Here is an 18,299-nt window from a genome sequence, read left to right as displayed (position 1 = left end):
GCCGGAGCGCCAGATGCCAGAGTATGCCAACAGCCGCGCCGACGCCCTGCTGCCCGACCCGCCGATGGGCGCCGGGCAGCCCCTGTGCGGCGATGTGGACATCCGCATCGCCGCCGATGGGCGCTGGTACCACGAAGGCAGCCCGATCGGCCGCCACGAACTGGTGTGCCTGTTCGCCAGCGTGCTGAAACGCGACGCCGCCGGCGACTACTGGCTGGAAACCCCGTCCGAGAAGGCGCGCATCACGGTCGAGGACGCGCCCTTCCTGGCCGTCGAGATGTTCCGCGCCGGGGCCGGCCGCGAGCAGGTGCTGAGCTTCCGCACCAACGTCGACGAGGTGGTCAGCCTGGACGCCGAACACCCCCTGCGGCTGGCCGAGGAACCCATGAGCGGCAGCGCCGCGCCCTATATCGAAGTCCGCCCGGGGCTGGAGGCGCGGCTCACCCGGGCCGTCTACTACCATCTGGTCGGGCTGGCCGTGTTCGAGCCCGATCAGGCCAGCGGCGACGATGGCGATGGCGATGGCGATGGCAAGGTGCCCTTCGGGGTGTGGAGCGACGGGCACTTTTTCGTCCTCGGCCGGCTCGACCCCGAGGACGCCGAGTTGCCGCCCGCATGAGCCCCCTGCCCTCGCCGAGCCACATCGCCCGCGCCCTGGCGGCGCGCCGCGCCAACCCGGCCCGGGGGCCGGCGGTGGCGGGCGACCCGGGGATCGACCCGGTTGCCGAGTCGGACCCCATCCCGGCCGCCGTGCTGGTGCCGCTGATCGCCCACCCGGACGGCCTCGGCGTGCTGCTGACCCGGCGCACCGCCCATCTGGCCCGCCACGCCGGGCAGATCAGTTTTCCCGGCGGGCGCATCGAGCCCTTCGATGCCGACCCGGTGGCCGCCGCGCTGCGCGAGACGACCGAGGAAACCGGCCTTCAGCCCGACACCATCCGCATCCTCGGCCGGCTCGACGACTACCTGACCGGCACCGGCTTCCTGGTCAGCCCGGTGGTCGGCCTGCTCACCCCGCCGCTGCTCCTGAAGCCCGACCCGCAGGAAGTGGCCGAGGTGTTCGAGGTGCCGCTGGCCCATTTCCTGGACCCCGCCAACCACCGCCACGGCACCTGGACCGACCGGGGCCGGCGCAAGCCCTATGTGGCCATGCCCTATGGCGAGCACAACATCTGGGGCGCCACCGCCGGCATCCTGCTTGATCTGTGGCGCTGCCTGGGCCACCCCGCCCCCCTTCGCGAAAAGAGTCTCCCATGACCCGCCTGTTGCTCACCTGGCTGCTGCCCCTGCTCGCCCCGACCCTGGCCTACCTGGCCTGGTTCTGGTGGCGCGCCCGGGTGGTGCGGGCCAACGGCGGCACCCCGCCGGCCATCGAGCGCGGCCCCTGGGTGTGGCTGATCGGGGCCGGGGCGGTGCTCACCCTGGCCGTGCTCGGGGTCGGGGCGCTGACCCGGGGCGCCCCGTCGGACGCGGTCTACGTGCCGCCGGTCAAGGTGGACGGCCGGATCGTCCCCGGCCACTTCGAGTAGACCCCACCCATGGCGCGCCGCCCCACCCCTCCCGCGCCGGTGGTCCGGGTCGGCGACGGCCACGGCCCGGTCGGCCAACTGGCCCCCCAGCCGTGGACCACCGATGCGGCGACCCGGCGCCTGCTCGCCGCGCTCCGGGCCGGCGGGCGGCCAGTGCGCTTTGTCGGCGGCTGCGTGCGCGACGGCCTGCTGAACCGCCCGGTGGCCGACATCGACCTGGCCACCCCGGAGCCGCCGGAGCGGGTCATGGCGCTGCTCGAAAAGGCCGGCCTGAAGGCGGTGCCGACCGGTCTTCAGCACGGCACCGTCACCCACCCGGCGCCGCCGCTGACCTTCGAGATCACCACCCTGCGCCGCGACGTGGCCTGCGACGGGCGCCACGCCGTGGTCGCCTACACCGAGGACTGGCGGGCCGACGCGGCGCGCCGCGACTTCACCATCAACGCCCTGTCGGCCGATCCTTCAAGCGGCGCCGTGTGGGACTACTTCAACGGCCTCGACGATCTGGCCCAGGGCCGGGTGCGCTTCGTCGGCCGGGCCACCCGGCGGATCGAGGAAGACCACCTGCGCATCCTGCGCTTCTTCCGCTTTTTCGCCCGCTACGGCCGCCCGCCGGCCGACCGCGACGCCCTGGCCGCCTGCACCGCCCGGCGGGCCGGGCTGGCCGCGCTGTCCGGCGAGCGGGTGCGCGCGGAAATGCTGAAGATCATCGGCGGGCCCGAGGCCACCGACACCCTGCTGTTGATGCGCGGCCACCGGGTGCTGGCCGAGGTGCTGCCCGAGGCGGCCCACTTCGACCGCCTGCGCCAGGTCACCTTCCTGGTCGAACGCGGGGTGGTGCGCGACGGCCTGAAGGCCGACCCGCTGCGCCGCCTGGCCTGCCTGATCGGCCCCGACCCCAAGGCGGCCCGCGCCATCGCCACCCGCTGGCGGCTGTCGGGCGCCGAGGCGGCACGTCTGCTGACCCTGTGCGGGCCCTTGGAGGAGGCCGAACCGAGCCTCGGCCCGCCGGCCCTGCGCGCCCTGGCCGAACGCCTGGGCACGGCCACCGCCGCCGACCGCCTGCTGCTCGCCTGGGCCGCCCAGCGGGCCGCCAGCGGGCGCACCGACGCCGCCCTCAGCCAGCGCTGGCGGGCGGCCCTCGACGGGGTGCTCGACTGGACGGTGCCGGACTTTCCGCTGAAAGGGCAGGACCTGCTCGACCTCGGCATGGCGCCCGGCCCCGGCGTCGGCATGCTGCTCGGCGAGTTGAAGGCCCTGTGGCGGGCCGAGGACTACGCACCCGATTACCAGGACCTGCTCGCCGAGGCCCGCCGGCGGCTCGACCCCGATCAGCCGTAGCGGCTCTGGATCAGGTCGGCCAGGGCGCGCAGCCCCTGGTCGGCGCCGCCTTCCGGGTAGCCGGGACGGGCGCACGGGCTCCAGGCGAACAGGTCGAGGTGCAGCCAGGGCGTCTTGGGGCCGACGAACTCGGCCAGGAACAGGGCGGCGGTCAGGCTGCCGGCGAAGGGGCTGTCCGGGGCGTTGGTCAAATCGGCGCTGCGGCTGTCGAGCAGCTTACGGTAGCCCGGCCACAGCGGCATCCGCCACAGCGGATCGTGGGTCGCCCGGGCGTGGCCGGCCAGGGCCTCGGCCAGATCGTCGTCCGGGGTGTAGAAGGGCACCACCTCCGGCCCCAGGGCGACCCGGGCGGCCCCGGTCAGGGTGGCCAGATCGATCAAAAGGTGCGGATCGTCGGCCGCCGCCTCGGCCAGGGCGTCGGCCAGGATGACCCGGCCCTCGGCGTCGGTGTTGCCGATCTCCACCGTCTTGCCGGCCCGTGTCGGGACCACGTCGCCGGGGCGCAGGGCGTTGCCGGCCACCGCGTTGTCGACCGCCGGAATGAGCACCCTAAGGCGCACCGGCAGGCCGGCCTCGACGATCATCAGGGCCAGGCCCAGGGCGTGGGCGGCGCCGCCCATGTCCTTTTTCATCCAGCGCATGCCGGCGGCCGGCTTCAGGTTGAGGCCGCCGGTGTCGAAGCACACCCCCTTGCCGACCAGGGTCAGGTGGGGATGGCGCGGATCGCCCCAGGCCAGATCGAGCAGCCGGGGCGGGCGCGAACTGGCCCGCCCGACGGCGTGGATGGCCGGGTAGCCGGCGGCCAGCAGGTCGTCGCCGACCGTCTCGTGAACCCCGACGCCCAGTGGTTCGAGCACCGCCCGGGCGACCGCCGTCAGCTCGGCCGGGCCCAACTCCTCGGCCGGCAGGTTGACCAGATCGCGGACCAGGGTGGCGGCCCGTAGAACGCGGCAGACACGCCCCCGGTCGGCCGCCGCCGGCCACACCAGACGCGGCGCCGCGCCCCCACCGCCGGTCCCTTCGGCGGCGGCCGGACGGTAGCTGCCCAGGGCCCAGGCGATGGCCGACCACGTGGCCCCCGCCCCGGTCGACCCGAAGCGGGCGCCCAGGCGGCGCTCGGTGTCCGGATCGAGGGCATGCAGCCCGCCCCCCAGGCGCCCCGGCAGGGCGGCCAGCAGCCACGGATCGTCGCCCTCGCCGAGGCCGAACAGGCGGCCGGCGAGGCGACCCTCGCCATCGGGCAGGGCGAGCAGTTGGCCGGCCTCGGCGGTGAAGCCGTTGGCCTCGATCCAGGTGCGCTGGCGCGGCGTCTGGCCGATCAGCCAGCGCCCCAACTCGTCGGTCGCGACGCCGCTCAGGGGCAGCGGCGGAGCGTCCTCGGCCTCGCTCAGGGGCAGGGCGCCGAGGCGGCGGGTGAGAGTCTCCAGGAAGGCGGGGTGGGCGGTCATTGGGACGCGTTTCCGGACTCGGTCGGCGCGGCTTTCGGCGCGGCTTTCGATTTGGGGGCCGGTTTGGGGGCCGGCTTGGGAGCCGGATCGGCGACCACCGTGGGCAGCCCATCCGCCGGCAGGTCGGGCAGCGGCGCCGGGGCCCCGGGATCGACCGGTGGCGAATCGCTGGTCGGGCGGGCGACCGGCGGCACGCCCTCGGCGCCGCCCTGTTCGAAGTAGTAGCGGGCCGCCCCGGCGTGCAGCGGGATGCCCAGCCCCTGGGTGGCGTCGACGATGTTCATCATGCCCGCCGCCGGATGGCCGCGCTCGAACAGGGCGCGCTGGTTGGGATGCCACAGGGCACGGGCGATGCCGTAGGCCAGATCCTCGTCCATGCTGGCCGAGGCGACCAGCACCGCGCCGACGGTCAGCGTGTCGACCCCGGGCACCCCCTCGTAGGCGCTGTCCGGGATGCGGCCCGGGCGCAGGAAGGGGAAGCTTTCGTTGACCTGACGCGCCACCTCGCCGCCCACCGGCAGCAGGCGCACCGGGGTGTGCCGGGCCAACTGGGTGACCGTGTCGACCGGCGGCGCGGCGACGAAGAAGAAGGCGTCCAGCTCGCCGCGGGCCAGCCGGTCGGCCGACGGTCCGGGGCGCAGGAAGTGGGGCTCGAGATCGGCCTCGGTCAGGCCGTGGGCGGCCAGGATGATGCGCGCGTCAACCTGGGTGCCCGAGCCGTCCTCGCCCACCGAAACCGCCTTGCCGGCCAGATCGCCGATGCCCTGGATGTCGGAATCGGCGCGCACCACCACGTGCAGCGCCTCGGGGAACAGCATGGCGATGGCCCGAAGGTCGGCCACCGCCCCCTTGTCGCCATAGATGCCGGTGCCGTGATAGGCCCAATAGGCCACGTCGGCCTGGGCCAGGCCGAGGTCCAGCGTATGGGTGGCGATGGCGTCCACGTTGGCCACCGCCCCGGCGGTCGACTGGGCCACCGCGATCAGCCCCGGCACGCCGCAACTGCCGCCCTTGTCGCAGGGGCGCGAGCCCGGCGGGTGGGAGATGACGTTGGCGATCAGCCCGCCGATGGGAAAATAGGTGCCGCCGGTCGAGCCGGTGCCGATGCGCAGGAAGCGCATCCGCGTCTCGGCCTCGTCGCTCCCGTTGGCCCCGCCGGCGCCATCCTGGGCCCGCGCCGGGTTGCCGGCCAACCCGCCAACCAGCAGGGCCAGCGCCAACACCGCCAGCCCGGACAGCCCGAGCCGCTTGATCCCCCCCATCGTTCCGGTCACTGTGACGGCCACGGTTGTCTCTCCCTTTCGCTCCCTTGGTCCCTAACCTAGCAAGAAGCTGGCGCAAAACCATGGCGATTTCCGGGCCACGCCCGCCCCGGGGCGCGCCGCGCCGCGACCCGCCGCCACGCGATCCCGCCCCGGGCAGCGATCTGGGCCCCTGCCCGCTGTGCGGCCGGCCGATGATCGCCGGCCCCTCGGTCGACCGCCACCACTGGCGGCCCCGGCGCCACGGCGGGCGCGACTGGGACTGGCTGCACGTGGTCTGCCACCGCAAGATCCACGCCGAGTTGTCCGAGGCGGCGCTGGCCACCAGCCACCACACCCCGGCCGCCCTGAAGGCCGAACCGGCGATCACCGCCTTCCTCAAATGGGTAGCCGGCAAGCCGGCGGAATTCATCGACCACCACCACCGCCCGGCTGGCCGGCGGCGGCGCGGATAGGGAGCAACATCATGGAACTGGCCTGCCGAATCCAGGGACACGGAACCCCGGTGGTCATCCTGCACGGGCTGTTCGGCAACGGCCGCAACTGGGCCGGCATCGCCAAGCGGCTGTCGGCGCATCACCGGGTGTGCCTGCCCGACCTGCCCCACCACGGGGACTCGCCGTGGCGCGGCGGCCTCGCCTACCCGGCCCAGGCCGAGGCGGTGGCCGGCTTCCTGACCTCCCACCGCCTGGACGGCGCCGCCCTGATCGGCCACTCCATGGGCGGCAAGGTGGCGATGACCCTGGCCCTGACCCGCCCCGCCCTGGTCGGCCGGCTGGCCGTGGTCGACGTTGCCCCGGTCGCCTACCCGCCGCCCCACGGCGACGACCACCGGGCCGCCGCCCAGGCCATGCGCGACCTGGCCGCCGACGGCACCCTGGCCGCCACCAGCCGCCGCGCCGATCTGGCCGAACGGCTGGCCGAGGCGGTGCCCGAGCCGGCGGTGCGCGCCTTCCTGACCGGCAACACGCGGCGCGACGGCGACGGTCTGGCCTGGGGGGTGGACGTCGATCAGGTGCTGGCCGACCTGCCCGATCTGGTCGGCTTTCCCGAGTTGCCCGGGCACACCGCCTTCAGCGGCCCGACCCTGTTCCTGGCCGGCGGCCGCTCGCCCTACCTGAAGACGGCCCATCACGCGGCGATCCATGCCCGCTTTCCCCACGCCCGGCGCGAGACCATCCCCGAGGCCGGCCACTGGCCGCACAGCGAACAGCCCGACGCCGTGCTCGGCCATCTGGCGCCGTTCCTGGCCACCTCATGACCCGATGAGTCGGCCAACCCGTAAGGCGAAGGGGACAATGGCCCTTTCGCCCCTGGGGTAATTGGACCCGGTTGGTCTTTTTTTGTTGCACCGCCCCCAAAGCCCCGGCTCAAATGGTGGCTTGCGGTATCCATCCGCCGAAGATTCGTCAAACGGGTCGGAAAACGAAAGATTCGAAAACCGAATCGCCAAACGACTCGCACAAGCGGCACCGAAAACAAGGGCCGCGCCGGTCCCGAAACGCAGGGGGGCGTCCATGCTGTACCAGATGCACGAGTTCCAACAGGCGGCGATCACCCCGATGCGGGTGATGGCCCAGGCCATGTACCAGTTCTACAGCCACCCGCTGTTGCCCACCTCGTACACCCGCCTGGCCCGTTCGATGGCCGCCGGGGCCGATGTGTTCGAGCGGGTCACCCGGCGCTACATCAAGCCCACCTTCGGCCTGAAGACGACCCCCGTGAACGGCGCCCAGGCCGAGGTCCACGAGGCCACCCAACTGTGCCTGCCGTTCTGCAACCTCGTGCACTTCGAGCGCCGGGTGGACGGCGAGGAGGTGGGCACCGATCAGCCCAAGGTGCTGGTGGTGGCGCCGCTGTCGGGCCACTACGCCACCCTGCTGCGCGGCACCGTGGAGGCCCTGCTGCCGGACCATCGGGTGTACATCACCGACTGGGCCAACGCGCGCGACGTCAGCTATTTCCACGGGCCCTTCGGGCTCTCGGACTACGTCGACTATGTGCGCCTCCTGGTCCAGTTCCTGGGCCTGAACGTGCACGTGCTGGGAGTCTGCCAGCCCTCGGTGCCGGTGCTGGCGGCGGCCGCCCTGATGGCCGAGGACGGCGACCCGCTGCGCCCCGCCTCGATGACCCTGATGGGCGGCCCCATCGACACCCGCATCAACCCGACCACGGTCAACCAGTACGCCGAGTCCAAGCCCATCTCGTGGTTCGAGGAAAACGTCGTCCACACCGTGCCGGTGACCTATCACGGGCGCGGGCGGCGGGTTTATCCGGGCTTTTTGCAACTCTCCGGGTTCATGAGCATGAACATGGACCGCCACATGGACGCCCACCTGCGCTACTACCGCCACCTGATCCAGGGCGACGGCGACAGCGCCGAGGCGCACCGCCAGTTCTATGACGAGTACCTCTCGGTGATGGACCTGCCGGCCGAGTTCTACCTGGAAACCGTCCATCAGGTGTTCCAGGAACACCGCCTGCCGGAAGGCCGCCTTGAGGTCCACGGGCGGCGCGTCCGCCCCGGGGCGATCCGCGACATCGCCCTCTTGACCGTCGAGGGCGAACGCGACGACATTACCGGCCTCGGCCAGACGAAAGCCGCCCACACCCTGTGCGCCAACCTGCCGGACGCCCTGCGCCAGCACTACGTGCAGCCCAAGGTGGGGCACTACGGCATCTTCAACGGCCGACGCTGGCGCGAGCACATCCTGCCCCGGGTGCGTGCCTTCATTCTCGAACACAACAACCGGGCCTATGATGGTCAGTTGGCTGAAGCGCCGCGCAAGGCAGGTTAAGGCAGCATCCCACCAGGATCAGGACACACCGCCGGCCGTCCTCGGGCGCGGCGTGCGCTCGCTGGCCGAGGGGGGCGCGCCGTTCTGGCGCACCACCCCGCTCGCCGCCCTGTCGCCGGAGCAGTGGGAGGCCCTGTGCGACGGCTGCGGCAAGTGCTGCCTGTTGAAGCTTCAGGACGACGACGAGGACGGCCAGCCGGGCGAGGTGCACGCCACCAACGTCGCCTGCCGGCTGCTCGACCGGCACAGTTGCCGCTGCTCCGACTACGCCGAGCGCTGGGACAGCGTGCCCGACTGCGTGCAACTGTTCCCCGCCGCCATCCGCCGCACCCCCTGGCTGCCCCCGACCTGCGCCTACCGGCTGCTCGACGAAGGCCACGACCTGCCCGAGTGGCACCCGCTGGTCACCGGCGATCCCGAATCGATTCACCGCGCCGGCAAGAGCGTGCGTGGCCGCTGCATCGACGAGCGCAAGGCCGGCCCCCTGGACCACCATCTGGTCGACTGGGATGATCTTTGAGCCGCTCGTCATCGACGGCCACACCCTGCCGGTCCGCCTGCGCACCCACCCGAAAAGCCGCCGCCTGACCCTGCGTCTGGCGGCCGACGGGGCGAGCCTCAACGTGGTCGCCCCGCCGGGCCTGAAAGCAGCCGAAATCCGCCGCTTCCTCGACACCCACCGGCCGTGGATCGCCGAGCGCCTGGGCCGCCTCGCCCCCCGCGTGCCATTCGCCGAGGGCAGCCTGATCCCCCTGCTCGGCGTCCCCCACCGGGTGGTCCACGCCCCCACCGCGCGGCGCGGCGTGTGGACCGCGGACGGGCAAATCCACATCAGCGGCCACCCCGAACACCTGCCCCGCCGCCTCGCCGACTGGCTGCGCGCCCAGGCCCGGGCCGAGATCACCCCACGGGTCCACCAGATGGCCGCCCGACTCGGCAAGACCCCCGGCCGCATCACCCTGCGCGACCCGACCAGCCGCTGGGGAAGCTGCGCCGCCAACGGCAACCTGGCCTTCTCCTGGCGCCTGATCCTGGCCCCCGACTACGTGCTGGCCTACGTGGTCGCCCACGAAGTGGCCCACCTCGCCCACCTCAACCACGGCCCCCGGTTCCACACCACCGTGCGCCAACTGATCGCCAACCCCACGCCGGCCAGACAGTGGCTGAAAACCCACGGCCCCACCCTCCACCGCTTCGGCTGAGACACACCCCGGAGCCACGTCAAAGGGGCGCCGCCCCTTTGAAATCCCCGCTGGGGAGGCCGGGGGCCTCCCCAGACCCCACCATGAGTCAAAACCCCACCGAGGGGGGCTTGCCCCCCTCGGTGGGGTTTTAAGTCACGGCGGGGGTCCGGGGGGGCCCCTGGTCCCCCCGGCGGGGGTTCCAAGGGGGCAGCGCCCCCTTGGCGCGGCCTCGGGTGTGTCTCAGCCGGGGCGGCGGGCGGTGACGAAGGCGCCGGCGGTGGTCAAGTCGTCGTCGGGCAGGGAGCGCCAGGGTTCCTGGAGGTTGTGGCGTGGGGTGCCGGGGTCGGGGGCGGGGCTGCGGTCGATGGCGATCAGTTCCAGGCCGGCCTGCTCGAGGGCTTTCAGGTGGGCCGACAGGGGTTGGCGGTTGAGCAGATAGGGGCGGCGGCCGCGCATCAGTTTCCAGGTGGTCGGCGGGATTGCCCAGTGGCCGTTCCAGGTGGTGGCGGTGCCGTGGCTGCGCAGGTCGATCTGGTGGCTGGTGACGCCGCCGGGAGCCAGCCAGCGGGCGATGGCGGCCCAGGTGGCGGGCACGTCGTCGACGTGTTCCAGCACCGCCTGGGAGAACAGCCAGTCGATGGTGCCGGCCTCGGCGTCGGCGCGGGTCCAGGGGGCGGTGTAGTGGATCGGCGGCGTGCCGGGGGCGGCCAGCGCCGGGGCCAGGGTTCGGGCGCGGGCCCGCACGGTGTCGGGATCGAGGGGCAGCCAGTCGGGGAAGCGGTGGTCGGCCAGGGTGGGACGGATGCGGGCGAAGTCGCCGCCGTGGGGAATCCCGGCCCGGTCGGCGACCAGCCCGGCCAACTGGTCGAGCAGGGCGCGGTTGGCCTCGGCGTCGCCGGCGTAGGGGGCGATGTCGAGGCCGCGATAGCTCTCGGCGCCGAGCAGCAGGGCAGTCAGGCCCATGCCCAGGGCGGCGCCGGGACCCAGCTCCGCCACCGCGCCCAGGCGAGGCCGGGCGCCGTGGGCGTCGAGCCGCACCAGATGGCGCATCAGGGCCGAATAGAAGTAGGCCGCCGAGCGTTTGTCGTGGCGGATGTGGGTCGCCCCGGGGGCGACCAGGGAGATCAGCCCCTTGGCCAGGGCGCGCGGGTTGGCGGTCATCGGCGGGGCTCCGGGGTGGGGCCGCCGGCCAGGATCAACTCGATGGCGGCGGGCAGGTCATCGACGATCGCATCGGGGGCATCGGGGTGGGCGATGCCGGCGGCCTCGGTTTCGGCACCGTAGCCGGTGCGCACCAGGATGGTGCGCGCCCCCACCGCCCGGCCCAACCCGATGTCGGCCGGCTTGTCGCCGATGACAATGGCGGCCCCGGGGTCGAAGCCCAGGCGGGCGGCGGCGCGCAGCACCATGCCGGGGCGCGGCTTGCGGCAGTCGCAATCGTCGTCCGGGCCGTGCGGGCAGACCTCGATGGCGTCCAGGCGCACCCCATGGGCGGCCAGCAGCTCACCGAGCCGGGCGTGCACCGCCTCCAGGTCGGCCGGGGTGAAGTAGCCGCGAGCCAGCCCCGACTGGTTGGTCACCACGACCACCCCGTAACCGGCAGCCTGAAGGCGGGCCAGGGCCGGCCCGGCGCCGGGGATGAGGGCCAGGTCATCGGGCCGCGACAGGTAGTTGACCTCGACGTTCAAGGTGCCGTCGCGGTCGATCAGGACGAAGGGGCGGGAAGGGCTGAGCATGGCCTTCAGCTTATGGCAGTCCACGGCGGGTCGGGCAAGGGTGCGCGCCGCCAGCCGAGGCTTGCCAAGCGCCGCGGCGGAGCGTACTTTCGCCGCCCACTCCGGCCGGCTATGATGCCCCCGGAGCCCGGCGCCGCAGTAGCTCAGCTGGTAGAGCACGTCATTCGTAATGATGGGGTCGGGGGTTCGAATCCCTCCTGCGGCACCACCTTTTCCCGGCATCTTGTCCCCCGCACCAGCCCGACGGAGCCGCCCATGCTGTTCGCCATCGTCTGCACCGACAAGCCGGGTCATGGCGAGGTGCGCCAGGCCACCCGGCAGGCCCATCTGGACTACGCCGCCTCCTTCGGGCCGCGCATCCGGGTCGGCGGGCCGATGCTGGGGCCGGACGGGCAGACCATGGTCGGCTCCCTGCTGCTGCTGGAGGCCGAGACCATCGACGAGGCCCGCGCCTTCACCGAGAACGACCCCTACGCCAAGGCGGGGCTGTTCGAATCGGTGGTGGTGCGGCCCTTCAAGCAGGTGATGGGCAGCCTGTAGCGCGGCCTCCCTCCCGGCCAGCCCTCGCCCACAGGCAATGGACGGCGCGCCCGCCAGCCCGTAAATTGCCGGCTGAACCCGGCGGGCCCCTGCCCGTCACCGTCATCGGGGGAGGGAGGTCCGCACATGCCATCGTACTGGCTGGTCAAGTCGGAGCCCGGCTGCTGGTCGTGGGAGGACCACGTGGCGGCCGGCGTCGAACCCTGGGACGGGGTGCGCAACCATCAGGCGGCCAAGAACCTGAAGGCCATGCGGGTGGGCGATCAGGCCTTCTTCTATCACTCGGTGAACGAGAAGCGCATCGTCGGCATCGTCGAGGTGGTGGGCGAGGCGCGACCCGACCCTTCAGACGAGTCGGGGCGCTTCGTGATGGTCGACCTGAAGGCCGTCGAGCCCCTGCCCGAGCCGGTCACCCTGAACCAGATCAAGACCGATCCGCGTCTTGAGAACCTGCCCCTGGTTCGCCAGTCGCGCCTCTCGGTGATGCCCATCGACCCCGACAGTTGGGCCCTGATCCGCAGCCTGGGTGGTCTTGAGGCGTGAGCCTGTAAGCGCGGCCCCAGGGCCAACCCGTGGCGCCTGATGGAACCACGGGGAGCGGCCCGCTCGTTCTCGATGATCCTTTCCAGAACAGACACCTGAGCCACCGGCCGGCGCCCTTCCCGGGGGTGACTTGAGGCCGGCGATCCCCTACCATGCGGCCCAATAATCAATAAGGGAGGCCGACCCCCGATCCCCCGCGCCCGACCGCGCCGCCGCCGCCCGCCTGCGGGCCGGCGTCGGTGGTGTCGCGTGCACCGCCTTGGTCCCTCCCGCCGCACCCCCGCGGCCCGCCCCGGCGGGGCGGTCGTGGACTTCAATGAAAAGACCGACAGGAGAGATGCCAGATGTCCGAGACCCACCTCTACCCCGTGAGCGAGGAAACCGCCAAGGCCGCCTGGGTAGACAATGCCAAGTACCTGGAGATGTACGAGAAGTCGGTCTCCGACCCGGAAGGCTTCTGGGCCGAGCACGGTAAACGCATCGACTGGATGAAGCCCTTCACCCAGGTCAAGGACGTCACCTTCACGGTCCCCGGGGTGTCCATCAAGTGGTTCCACGACGGCACGCTGAATGCCTCGGTCAACTGCCTCGACCGGCACCTTGAGACGCGGGGCGATCAGACCGCCATCATCTGGGAGGGCGACGACCCGGCGGACGATGCCCACATCACCTACCGCGACCTCTACATCCGCACCTGCAAGCTGGCCAACGCGCTGCGCGCCAAGGGGGTGAAGAAGGGCGATCGGGTGTGCATCTACATGCCGATGATCCCCGAGGCGGCGGTGGCCATGCTGGCCTGCGCGCGCATCGGCGCCATCCACTCGGTGGTCTTCGGCGGCTTCTCGCCGGACAGCCTGGCGGGCCGCATCCAGGACAGCGAGTGCTGTGCCGTCATCACCGCCGACGAGGGCCTGCGCGGCGGCCGCAAGGTGCCGCTGAAGGCCAACACCGACAAGGCGCTGGAGACCTGCCCCTCGGTCAGCACGGTGTTGGTGGTCCGGCGCACCGGCGGCGACGTGGCGATGAAGGACGGCCGCGACGTGTGGTACCACGAGGCGGTCGAGGGCCAGCCCGAGACCTGCGAGCCCGAGGAGATGAACGCCGAGGACCCGCTGTTCATCCTCTACACCTCGGGCTCGACCGGCAAGCCCAAGGGCGTGCTGCACTCGACCGGCGGCTACATGGTCTACACCTCGATGACCCACCAGTACGTCTTCGACTACAAGGACGGCGAGGTCTACTGGTGCACCGCCGACGTCGGCTGGGTGACCGGGCACAGCTACATCGTCTACGGGCCGCTGGCCAATGGCGCCGTCACCCTGATGTTCGAGGGCGTGCCCAACTACCCGACCACCAGCCGCTTCTGGGAAGTCTGCGACAAGCACAAGGTGTCGATCTTCTACACCGCGCCGACCGCCATCCGCGCCCTGATGCGCGACGGCGAGGAGCCGGTGAAGAAAACCTCGCGGGCCAGCCTCAGGCTGCTCGGCTCGGTCGGCGAGCCGATCAATCCGGAAGCCTGGGAATGGTACCACCGGGTGGTCGGCGAGCACCGCTGCCCGATCGTCGACACCTGGTGGCAGACCGAGACCGGCGGCATCCTGATCACCCCGCTGCCCGGGGCGACCGACTTGAAGCCCGGCTCGGCGACGCGGCCCTTCTTCGGGGTCAAGCCGCTGATCGTCGACAGCGAGGGCGGGCCGCTGGAAGGCGCCTGCGAGGGCAACCTGTGCATCGCCGAAAGCTGGCCCGGCCAGATGCGCACCGTCTACGGCGACCACGCCCGCTTCGAGCAGACCTACTTCAGCACCTACAAGGGCCTGTACTTCACCGGCGACGGCTGCCGGCGCGACGCCGACGGCTACTACTGGATCACCGGCCGGGTCGATGACGTGATCAACGTCTCCGGCCACCGCATGGGCACGGCCGAGGTGGAAAGCGCCCTGGTCGCCCACTCCAAGGTCGCCGAGGCCGCCGTGGTCGGCTACCCGCACGACATCAAGGGGCAGGGCATCTATGCCTACGTCACCCTGGTCGCCGGCGAGGAGCCGACCGAGGAGTTGCGCAAGGAGCTGGTGCAGTGGGTGCGTAAGGAGATCGGCCCGATCGCCTCGCCCGATGTCATCCAGTGGGCCCCCGGCCTGCCCAAGACCCGCTCCGGCAAGATCATGCGCCGCATCCTGCGCAAGATCGCCGAGAACGACTTCGGCGCCCTGGGCGACACCTCGACCCTGGCCGACCCCGGCGTGGTCGACGACCTGATCGACAACCGCCCGGCCACCTGAAGCCGACCCGACACCTTGATCGCCGGGGGGCGCACGCCCCCCGGTGAGGACCCTCAACCGGACCCCACGATGAGCGACGACGAGACCCCCAAGGCCGAGCCCGAGACGCCGGCCACCGAGTTGGTGGAAACTGAGCAGACGGCCGCTGACGAGCCGACCGGGCAGCCCCCGGCCGGCCGCGAGATCGGCGGCCCCAAGGGCCCCGAGCCGACCCGCTACGGCGACTGGGAACAGAAAGGCCGCTGCACCGATTTCTGAGCGGGGCGCGGCGGCTCTGGCCCATGTGGCAGGCGTCGTGACCCACGCCGCATGCCTCTGGGCGCCTGAACCGGCCGCAAATCGTCGCCTCGATCCGTTCTGGCTCGCTCGGGCCGGCGCGTTCGGGGGTTTTCTCTACCCGGCCGCCTTTTCCTTCTGGCGCTTCAGCTTGGTCAGCTTGCGCAGGATCAGGTTGCGGCGCAGGCTGGAGACGTGGTCGACGAACAGCACGCCGTCCAGATGGTCGATCTCGTGCTGGATGGCCACCGCCAGCAGGCCGTCGGCGGTCAGCTCCTGGCGCTCGCCGTTCTCGTCCAGGTAGCGCACGGTGACCTCGGCCGGCCGCTCCACCCCGGCGTACTGCTCGGGCAGCGACAGGCAGCCTTCGTCGAAGCTCTTGGTCTGCTCGCTTTCCCAGACGATCTCCGGGTTGATGATCTTCAGCGGCCGTGGCTCCTCGTCCTGGCCGGCGACGTCGATGACCAGCATGCGCCGCGAGTCGCCCACCTGCGGGGCGGCGAGACCGACGCCCGGAGCGTCGTACATGGTTTCCAGCATGTCGGACAGGCGCTGGCGCACCGCGTCGTCCACCTCTGCCACCGGCTTGGCGACCAGTTTCAGGCGGGGATCGGGGGCAACGATGATGGGCAGCAGGGCCATGGGAGCCTCGGATGGCGGCGATCTTGCGGGGAATGGCCTCAGATAATCCCGCCCCGCCCCCCGGTCAAGCGGCGCGCGATCCGGGGTCGAGTTCGGCGAAACGCTGAAGGAACAGGCTTTCCGCCGCTTCCGGGGGCAGCGGATCGAGGCTGGCCCCCTCGGCCAGCGGCGTGCGGATGCCGAACAGCGGGTCGGCCTCGGCCCGGCTGAAACCGGCGATGAGCACGCTTTCGGCATAGGCGCTGGCCCGGTCGGCCGCCTTGATCAGGGTCTTGAGGCGCCCCGGCAGGGTGGCCGGCAGGGCGAAGCGCAGGTTGATCGCCCGTTGCAGGCGGTCCTCCATGGCCTTGTAGCCGTCGGCCTCCAGGTGGGCCTTGGCCGGGCTGGCCAGATCGCCGCCCAGGTAGGCCTCGGCGCCGTCGTGCAGCAGGCCGGCCAGCCGCCAGCCGCGCACCCCCAGCTTGGAGTGGGCGGCCAGGGCCCGAAGGTCGCCGTCCTCGCGCAGCATCCAGTCCATCAGGTCGAGCACCAGCACCGAGTGCTGGGCCACCGAGAAGCCGTAGCGGGTGCGGGTCATGCCGGCCCAGCGGCAGATGCGGCTCAGGGCCAGCGCGATGTCGCCGATCTCCACATCGGTCGGCGCCGGGTCGAGCAGGTCGAGGCGGCGCCCGGAGGGGCAGCGAATCCAGGCCCGACTCAAGCCTTTGTGGCGGCGGGTTTCACGCGGCTGGCCGACGCGGATGGGGCCGGAGAACAACTGACGGGGGTCCATGGGGTGGGGGCAAGCCCTTGACGCGGGAGAAGGAACGATCCGGCGAGCCAAGCCGCTTTCCCGCCCCCGGTCAAGAGGCGCAATCCCCTTCCGCGCCGCCGTCGCGGCTCTTATGATGGGGACCTTCCCAGCCTGCTCCGCGCCGTGGCCGCCGACGCGAGCCGCCGGTCACAGTCCTTGCGGAGCGGTTTTCCCATGCCCACCGACACCGCCGACCCGGCCCCCACCGCCGCCACCACCAACACCAACGACGCGCGTGACGACGCCTGCCCCCTCGCCGCCGCCGGCAGCACTCGGCCGGTGCGTCTGAAGGTCGCCTTCCTGGTCCCCTTGGGTCTGGCGGTGGTGGTGCTGATCGGCCTGTTCACCCATCAGACCAACAGCCACGTCACCGCCCACATCGAGGACGAGGCCCGCACCACCCTGCGCCTGACCGCCGGCCTGTATGCCACCGGCATCGATCAGGCGGTCGACAAGCTGGGCACGGCGATCCAGGCGATCAGCCGCGACGAGGTCCTGCGCGACGGTCTTGAGGCGGGCGACCGGGCGGCCCTGCTGGCGCGCGCCGCGCCGCTCTTCCACGAGCTGCGCAGCCGCCACCAGATCACCCATTTCTACTTCCTGCTGCCCGACCGCGAATGCCTGCTTCGGGTCCACCAGCCGGACCGTTTCGGCGACCGCATCGACCGCTTCACCGCCCTGGAGGCGGAGCGCACCGGGGGCATCGCCCATGGCCTGGAGTTGGGGCCGCTGGGCACCTTCACCCTGCGTCTGGTCATGCCGTGGTACGACCCCGCCGAGCAGAACCGGCGCCTTGGCTATGTCGAGGTGGGGATGGAAATCGAGAGCCTGCTCGACGAAATCCGCCAACTGACCGGGGCGCAGTTGCTGGTCGCCATCGACAAGGCCCTGCTCAACCGCACCGACTGGGAAACCGGGATGCGGATGCTCGGCCGCACCCCCGAGTGGACCGCCTTTCCCGACGCCATCCTCAGCCTCGACACCACCGCCGGCCTGGCCCCGACCATCGCCGAGGCGCTGGCGGCGCGGGGCCAGGGGCTGCTCAGCCCGGATGACGTCACCCTCGGCGACGGCCTGGTGCTCGACCACGGCGGGCGTCACCTCCGGGCCCTGTTCCTGCCCCTGCTCGACGCCCCGGGGCGCACCGTCGGCGAGATGATCCCGGTGCTCGACGTGACCGAGGACAAGAATCTCGCCGACCGCCTGGTGTACGGCTCGGGCGGCGGGGCGCTGCTCATCGGGCTCGGCCTGATGGCCTTCTTCCACCGCCGGGTCGGGCGCATCGAGACGGAGCTGGAGGACAACCGGCGCTCGCTGGCCCATCTGGCCGCGCGCGATGCCCTGACCGGGCTGCTCAACCGCCGCGCCTTCATGCCCCTGCTCGATCAGGAGATCGCCCGCTGCCGGCGCTACGGCCGGAGCTTCGTCCTGCTGATGATCGATCTCGACCACTTCAAGCAGGTCAACGACCGGCACGGCCACCCGGCCGGCGACCATGTGCTGGCCCGGGCCGCCGACCGCCTGGCCCGCGAGGCCCGTGGCACCGACAGACTGGCCCGCTACGGCGGCGAGGAGTTCATCCTGCTGCTGGTCGAGACCGAGGGCCCGGAAGGCCTGGACATCGCCGAGCGGGTGCGCGCGGCCATCAACGAGCGCCCCTTCGTGCTCGATCAGGCGGTGCAACTGGACCTGACCGCCAGCATCGGCCTGGCCCACTTCCCCGGCGACGCCACCACCGCCGACGAGGTGATCGCCGCCGCCGATCAGGCGCTCTATCAGGCCAAGACCGGCGGTCGCGACCGGGTGGTGGCCTTCCGGCCGGCCGCCGAGCCGGGCGGGGACGGTGCGCCGCCGCCCGCCGCCGGGTAGGCGGCCCTCGGACACGCCGCCGAATAGGCGGCCCTCGGATACGCCGCCGAATA

At 72.1% G+C, this 18,299-nt stretch carries 20 protein-coding genes and 1 tRNA gene; 15 read left to right on the top strand and 6 right to left on the bottom strand.

Annotated features, from left to right (window positions below; all coding sequences use genetic code 11):
• Positions 1–13: 13 nt before the first annotated feature.
• Genes BLR95_RS07915 through BLR95_RS07900 form a run of 4 tightly spaced genes read left to right on the top strand, consistent with a single transcriptional unit; the run spans position 14 to position 2,870 of the window.
• Positions 14–619, top strand: a complete 606-nt coding sequence (locus BLR95_RS07915) for a DUF1285 domain-containing protein (protein ID WP_092618003.1) — start codon at positions 14–16, stop codon at positions 617–619.
• On the top strand, positions 616–1,257 hold the full coding sequence (locus tag BLR95_RS07910; protein WP_092618001.1) for a CoA pyrophosphatase: 642 nt from the start codon (positions 616–618) through the stop codon (positions 1,255–1,257). The genes BLR95_RS07915 and BLR95_RS07910 overlap by 4 nt, the downstream gene beginning before the upstream one ends.
• Positions 1,254–1,529: a hypothetical protein gene (locus tag BLR95_RS07905; RefSeq protein ID WP_092617999.1), complete on the top strand. Its 276-nt coding sequence runs from the start codon at positions 1,254–1,256 to the stop codon at positions 1,527–1,529. Before BLR95_RS07910 ends, BLR95_RS07905 begins: the two co-directional genes overlap by 4 nt.
• 9 nt (positions 1,530–1,538) lie before the next feature.
• Positions 1,539–2,870 carry a CCA tRNA nucleotidyltransferase gene (locus BLR95_RS07900; RefSeq protein ID WP_092617997.1) on the top strand — a complete coding sequence of 444 codons (1,332 nt, stop codon included), beginning with the start codon at positions 1,539–1,541 and terminating at the stop codon, positions 2,868–2,870.
• Here BLR95_RS07900 and BLR95_RS07895 read toward each other — a convergent pair.
• Both BLR95_RS07895 and BLR95_RS07890 read right to left on the bottom strand, forming a co-directional pair.
• Positions 2,861–4,318, bottom strand: coding sequence for a leucyl aminopeptidase family protein (locus BLR95_RS07895; RefSeq protein WP_092617994.1), 1,458 nt, complete (start codon positions 4,316–4,318; stop codon positions 2,861–2,863). The two genes, BLR95_RS07900 and BLR95_RS07895, sit on opposite strands and share 10 nt — an antisense overlap.
• Positions 4,315–5,604 (bottom strand): TAXI family TRAP transporter solute-binding subunit, encoded by a 1,290-nt coding sequence (locus BLR95_RS07890; protein WP_143130960.1) that lies wholly within the window; start codon positions 5,602–5,604, stop codon positions 4,315–4,317. Before BLR95_RS07890 ends, BLR95_RS07895 begins: the two co-directional genes overlap by 4 nt.
• A 59-nt stretch (positions 5,605–5,663) precedes the next feature.
• On the opposite strand from BLR95_RS07890, the gene BLR95_RS07885 reads away from it, so the two are divergent.
• The 5 genes from BLR95_RS07885 to BLR95_RS07865 all read left to right on the top strand — a co-directional run bounded on the left by BLR95_RS07885 (position 5,664) and on the right by BLR95_RS07865 (position 9,580).
• Complete coding sequence (locus tag BLR95_RS07885) at positions 5,664–6,035, top strand: HNH endonuclease family protein (RefSeq protein WP_245689362.1); 372 nt, start codon at positions 5,664–5,666, stop codon at positions 6,033–6,035.
• Between the two features lie 11 nt (positions 6,036–6,046).
• Positions 6,047–6,841 (top strand): alpha/beta fold hydrolase, encoded by a 795-nt coding sequence (locus BLR95_RS07880; protein WP_092617988.1) that lies wholly within the window; start codon positions 6,047–6,049, stop codon positions 6,839–6,841.
• 256 nt (positions 6,842–7,097) lie between these two features.
• A complete protein-coding gene (locus BLR95_RS07875) occupies positions 7,098–8,378 on the top strand; it encodes a polyhydroxyalkanoate depolymerase (RefSeq protein WP_092617978.1) in 1,281 nt (426 codons plus the stop codon).
• A gap of 61 nt (positions 8,379–8,439) precedes the next feature.
• Positions 8,440–8,898: a YcgN family cysteine cluster protein gene (locus BLR95_RS07870; RefSeq protein WP_245689379.1), complete on the top strand. Its 459-nt coding sequence runs from the start codon at positions 8,440–8,442 to the stop codon at positions 8,896–8,898.
• Entirely contained in the window at positions 8,888–9,580 is a 693-nt protein-coding gene (locus BLR95_RS07865; protein WP_092617976.1) for a M48 family metallopeptidase, read from the top strand. Before BLR95_RS07870 ends, BLR95_RS07865 begins: the two co-directional genes overlap by 11 nt.
• Before the next feature lie 222 nt (positions 9,581–9,802).
• Here the strand turns inward: BLR95_RS07865 and BLR95_RS16220 are convergent, their stop codons facing one another.
• A complete protein-coding gene (locus BLR95_RS16220; RefSeq protein ID WP_092617975.1) occupies positions 9,803–10,723 on the bottom strand; it encodes a methyltransferase domain-containing protein in 921 nt (306 codons plus the stop codon).
• Positions 10,720–11,298, bottom strand: coding sequence for a D-glycero-alpha-D-manno-heptose-1,7-bisphosphate 7-phosphatase (locus BLR95_RS07855; RefSeq protein WP_092617969.1), 579 nt, complete (start codon positions 11,296–11,298; stop codon positions 10,720–10,722). The genes BLR95_RS16220 and BLR95_RS07855 overlap by 4 nt, the downstream gene beginning before the upstream one ends.
• Positions 11,299–11,430: 132 nt before the next feature.
• Between BLR95_RS07855 and BLR95_RS07850 the strand changes: the two genes are divergently transcribed.
• The 5 genes from BLR95_RS07850 to BLR95_RS07830 all read left to right on the top strand — a co-directional run bounded on the left by BLR95_RS07850 (position 11,431) and on the right by BLR95_RS07830 (position 14,924).
• Positions 11,431–11,506: transfer RNA gene (locus BLR95_RS07850), tRNA-Thr, on the top strand.
• Positions 11,507–11,553: 47 nt separating this feature from the next.
• Positions 11,554–11,838 (top strand): YciI family protein, encoded by a 285-nt coding sequence (locus BLR95_RS07845; protein ID WP_092617967.1) that lies wholly within the window; start codon positions 11,554–11,556, stop codon positions 11,836–11,838.
• Between the two features lie 126 nt (positions 11,839–11,964).
• Positions 11,965–12,381: an EVE domain-containing protein gene (locus BLR95_RS07840; protein ID WP_092617947.1), complete on the top strand. Its 417-nt coding sequence runs from the start codon at positions 11,965–11,967 to the stop codon at positions 12,379–12,381.
• 344 nt (positions 12,382–12,725) lie between these two features.
• Positions 12,726–14,666 (top strand): acetate--CoA ligase, encoded by a 1,941-nt coding sequence (gene acs, locus BLR95_RS07835; protein ID WP_092617944.1) that lies wholly within the window; start codon positions 12,726–12,728, stop codon positions 14,664–14,666.
• Between the two features lie 69 nt (positions 14,667–14,735).
• A complete protein-coding gene (locus BLR95_RS07830; protein WP_245689360.1) occupies positions 14,736–14,924 on the top strand; it encodes a DUF1674 domain-containing protein in 189 nt (62 codons plus the stop codon).
• Positions 14,925–15,059: 135 nt separating this feature from the next.
• Here BLR95_RS07830 and def read toward each other — a convergent pair whose 3' ends face one another.
• Together def and BLR95_RS07820 are read right to left on the bottom strand one after the other, a co-directional pair.
• Positions 15,060–15,584 (bottom strand): peptide deformylase, encoded by a 525-nt coding sequence (def, locus tag BLR95_RS07825; protein ID WP_092617941.1) that lies wholly within the window; start codon positions 15,582–15,584, stop codon positions 15,060–15,062.
• 64 nt (positions 15,585–15,648) lie between these two features.
• Positions 15,649–16,356: an HD domain-containing protein gene (locus BLR95_RS07820; RefSeq protein ID WP_218119513.1), complete on the bottom strand. Its 708-nt coding sequence runs from the start codon at positions 16,354–16,356 to the stop codon at positions 15,649–15,651.
• A gap of 195 nt (positions 16,357–16,551) precedes the next feature.
• Between BLR95_RS07820 and BLR95_RS07815 the strand changes: the two genes are divergently transcribed.
• Positions 16,552–18,246, top strand: a complete 1,695-nt coding sequence (locus BLR95_RS07815) for a sensor domain-containing diguanylate cyclase (RefSeq protein WP_092617938.1) — start codon at positions 16,552–16,554, stop codon at positions 18,244–18,246.
• The last annotated feature ends 53 nt before the right edge of the window (positions 18,247–18,299 follow it).

This window comes from Roseospirillum parvum (genome assembly GCF_900100455.1).
GTDB lineage: Bacteria > Pseudomonadota > Alphaproteobacteria > Rhodospirillales > Rhodospirillaceae > Roseospirillum > Roseospirillum parvum.
Note: the sequence above shows the minus strand (reverse complement) of the source record. Positions and strands in the feature narration are given on the sequence as shown.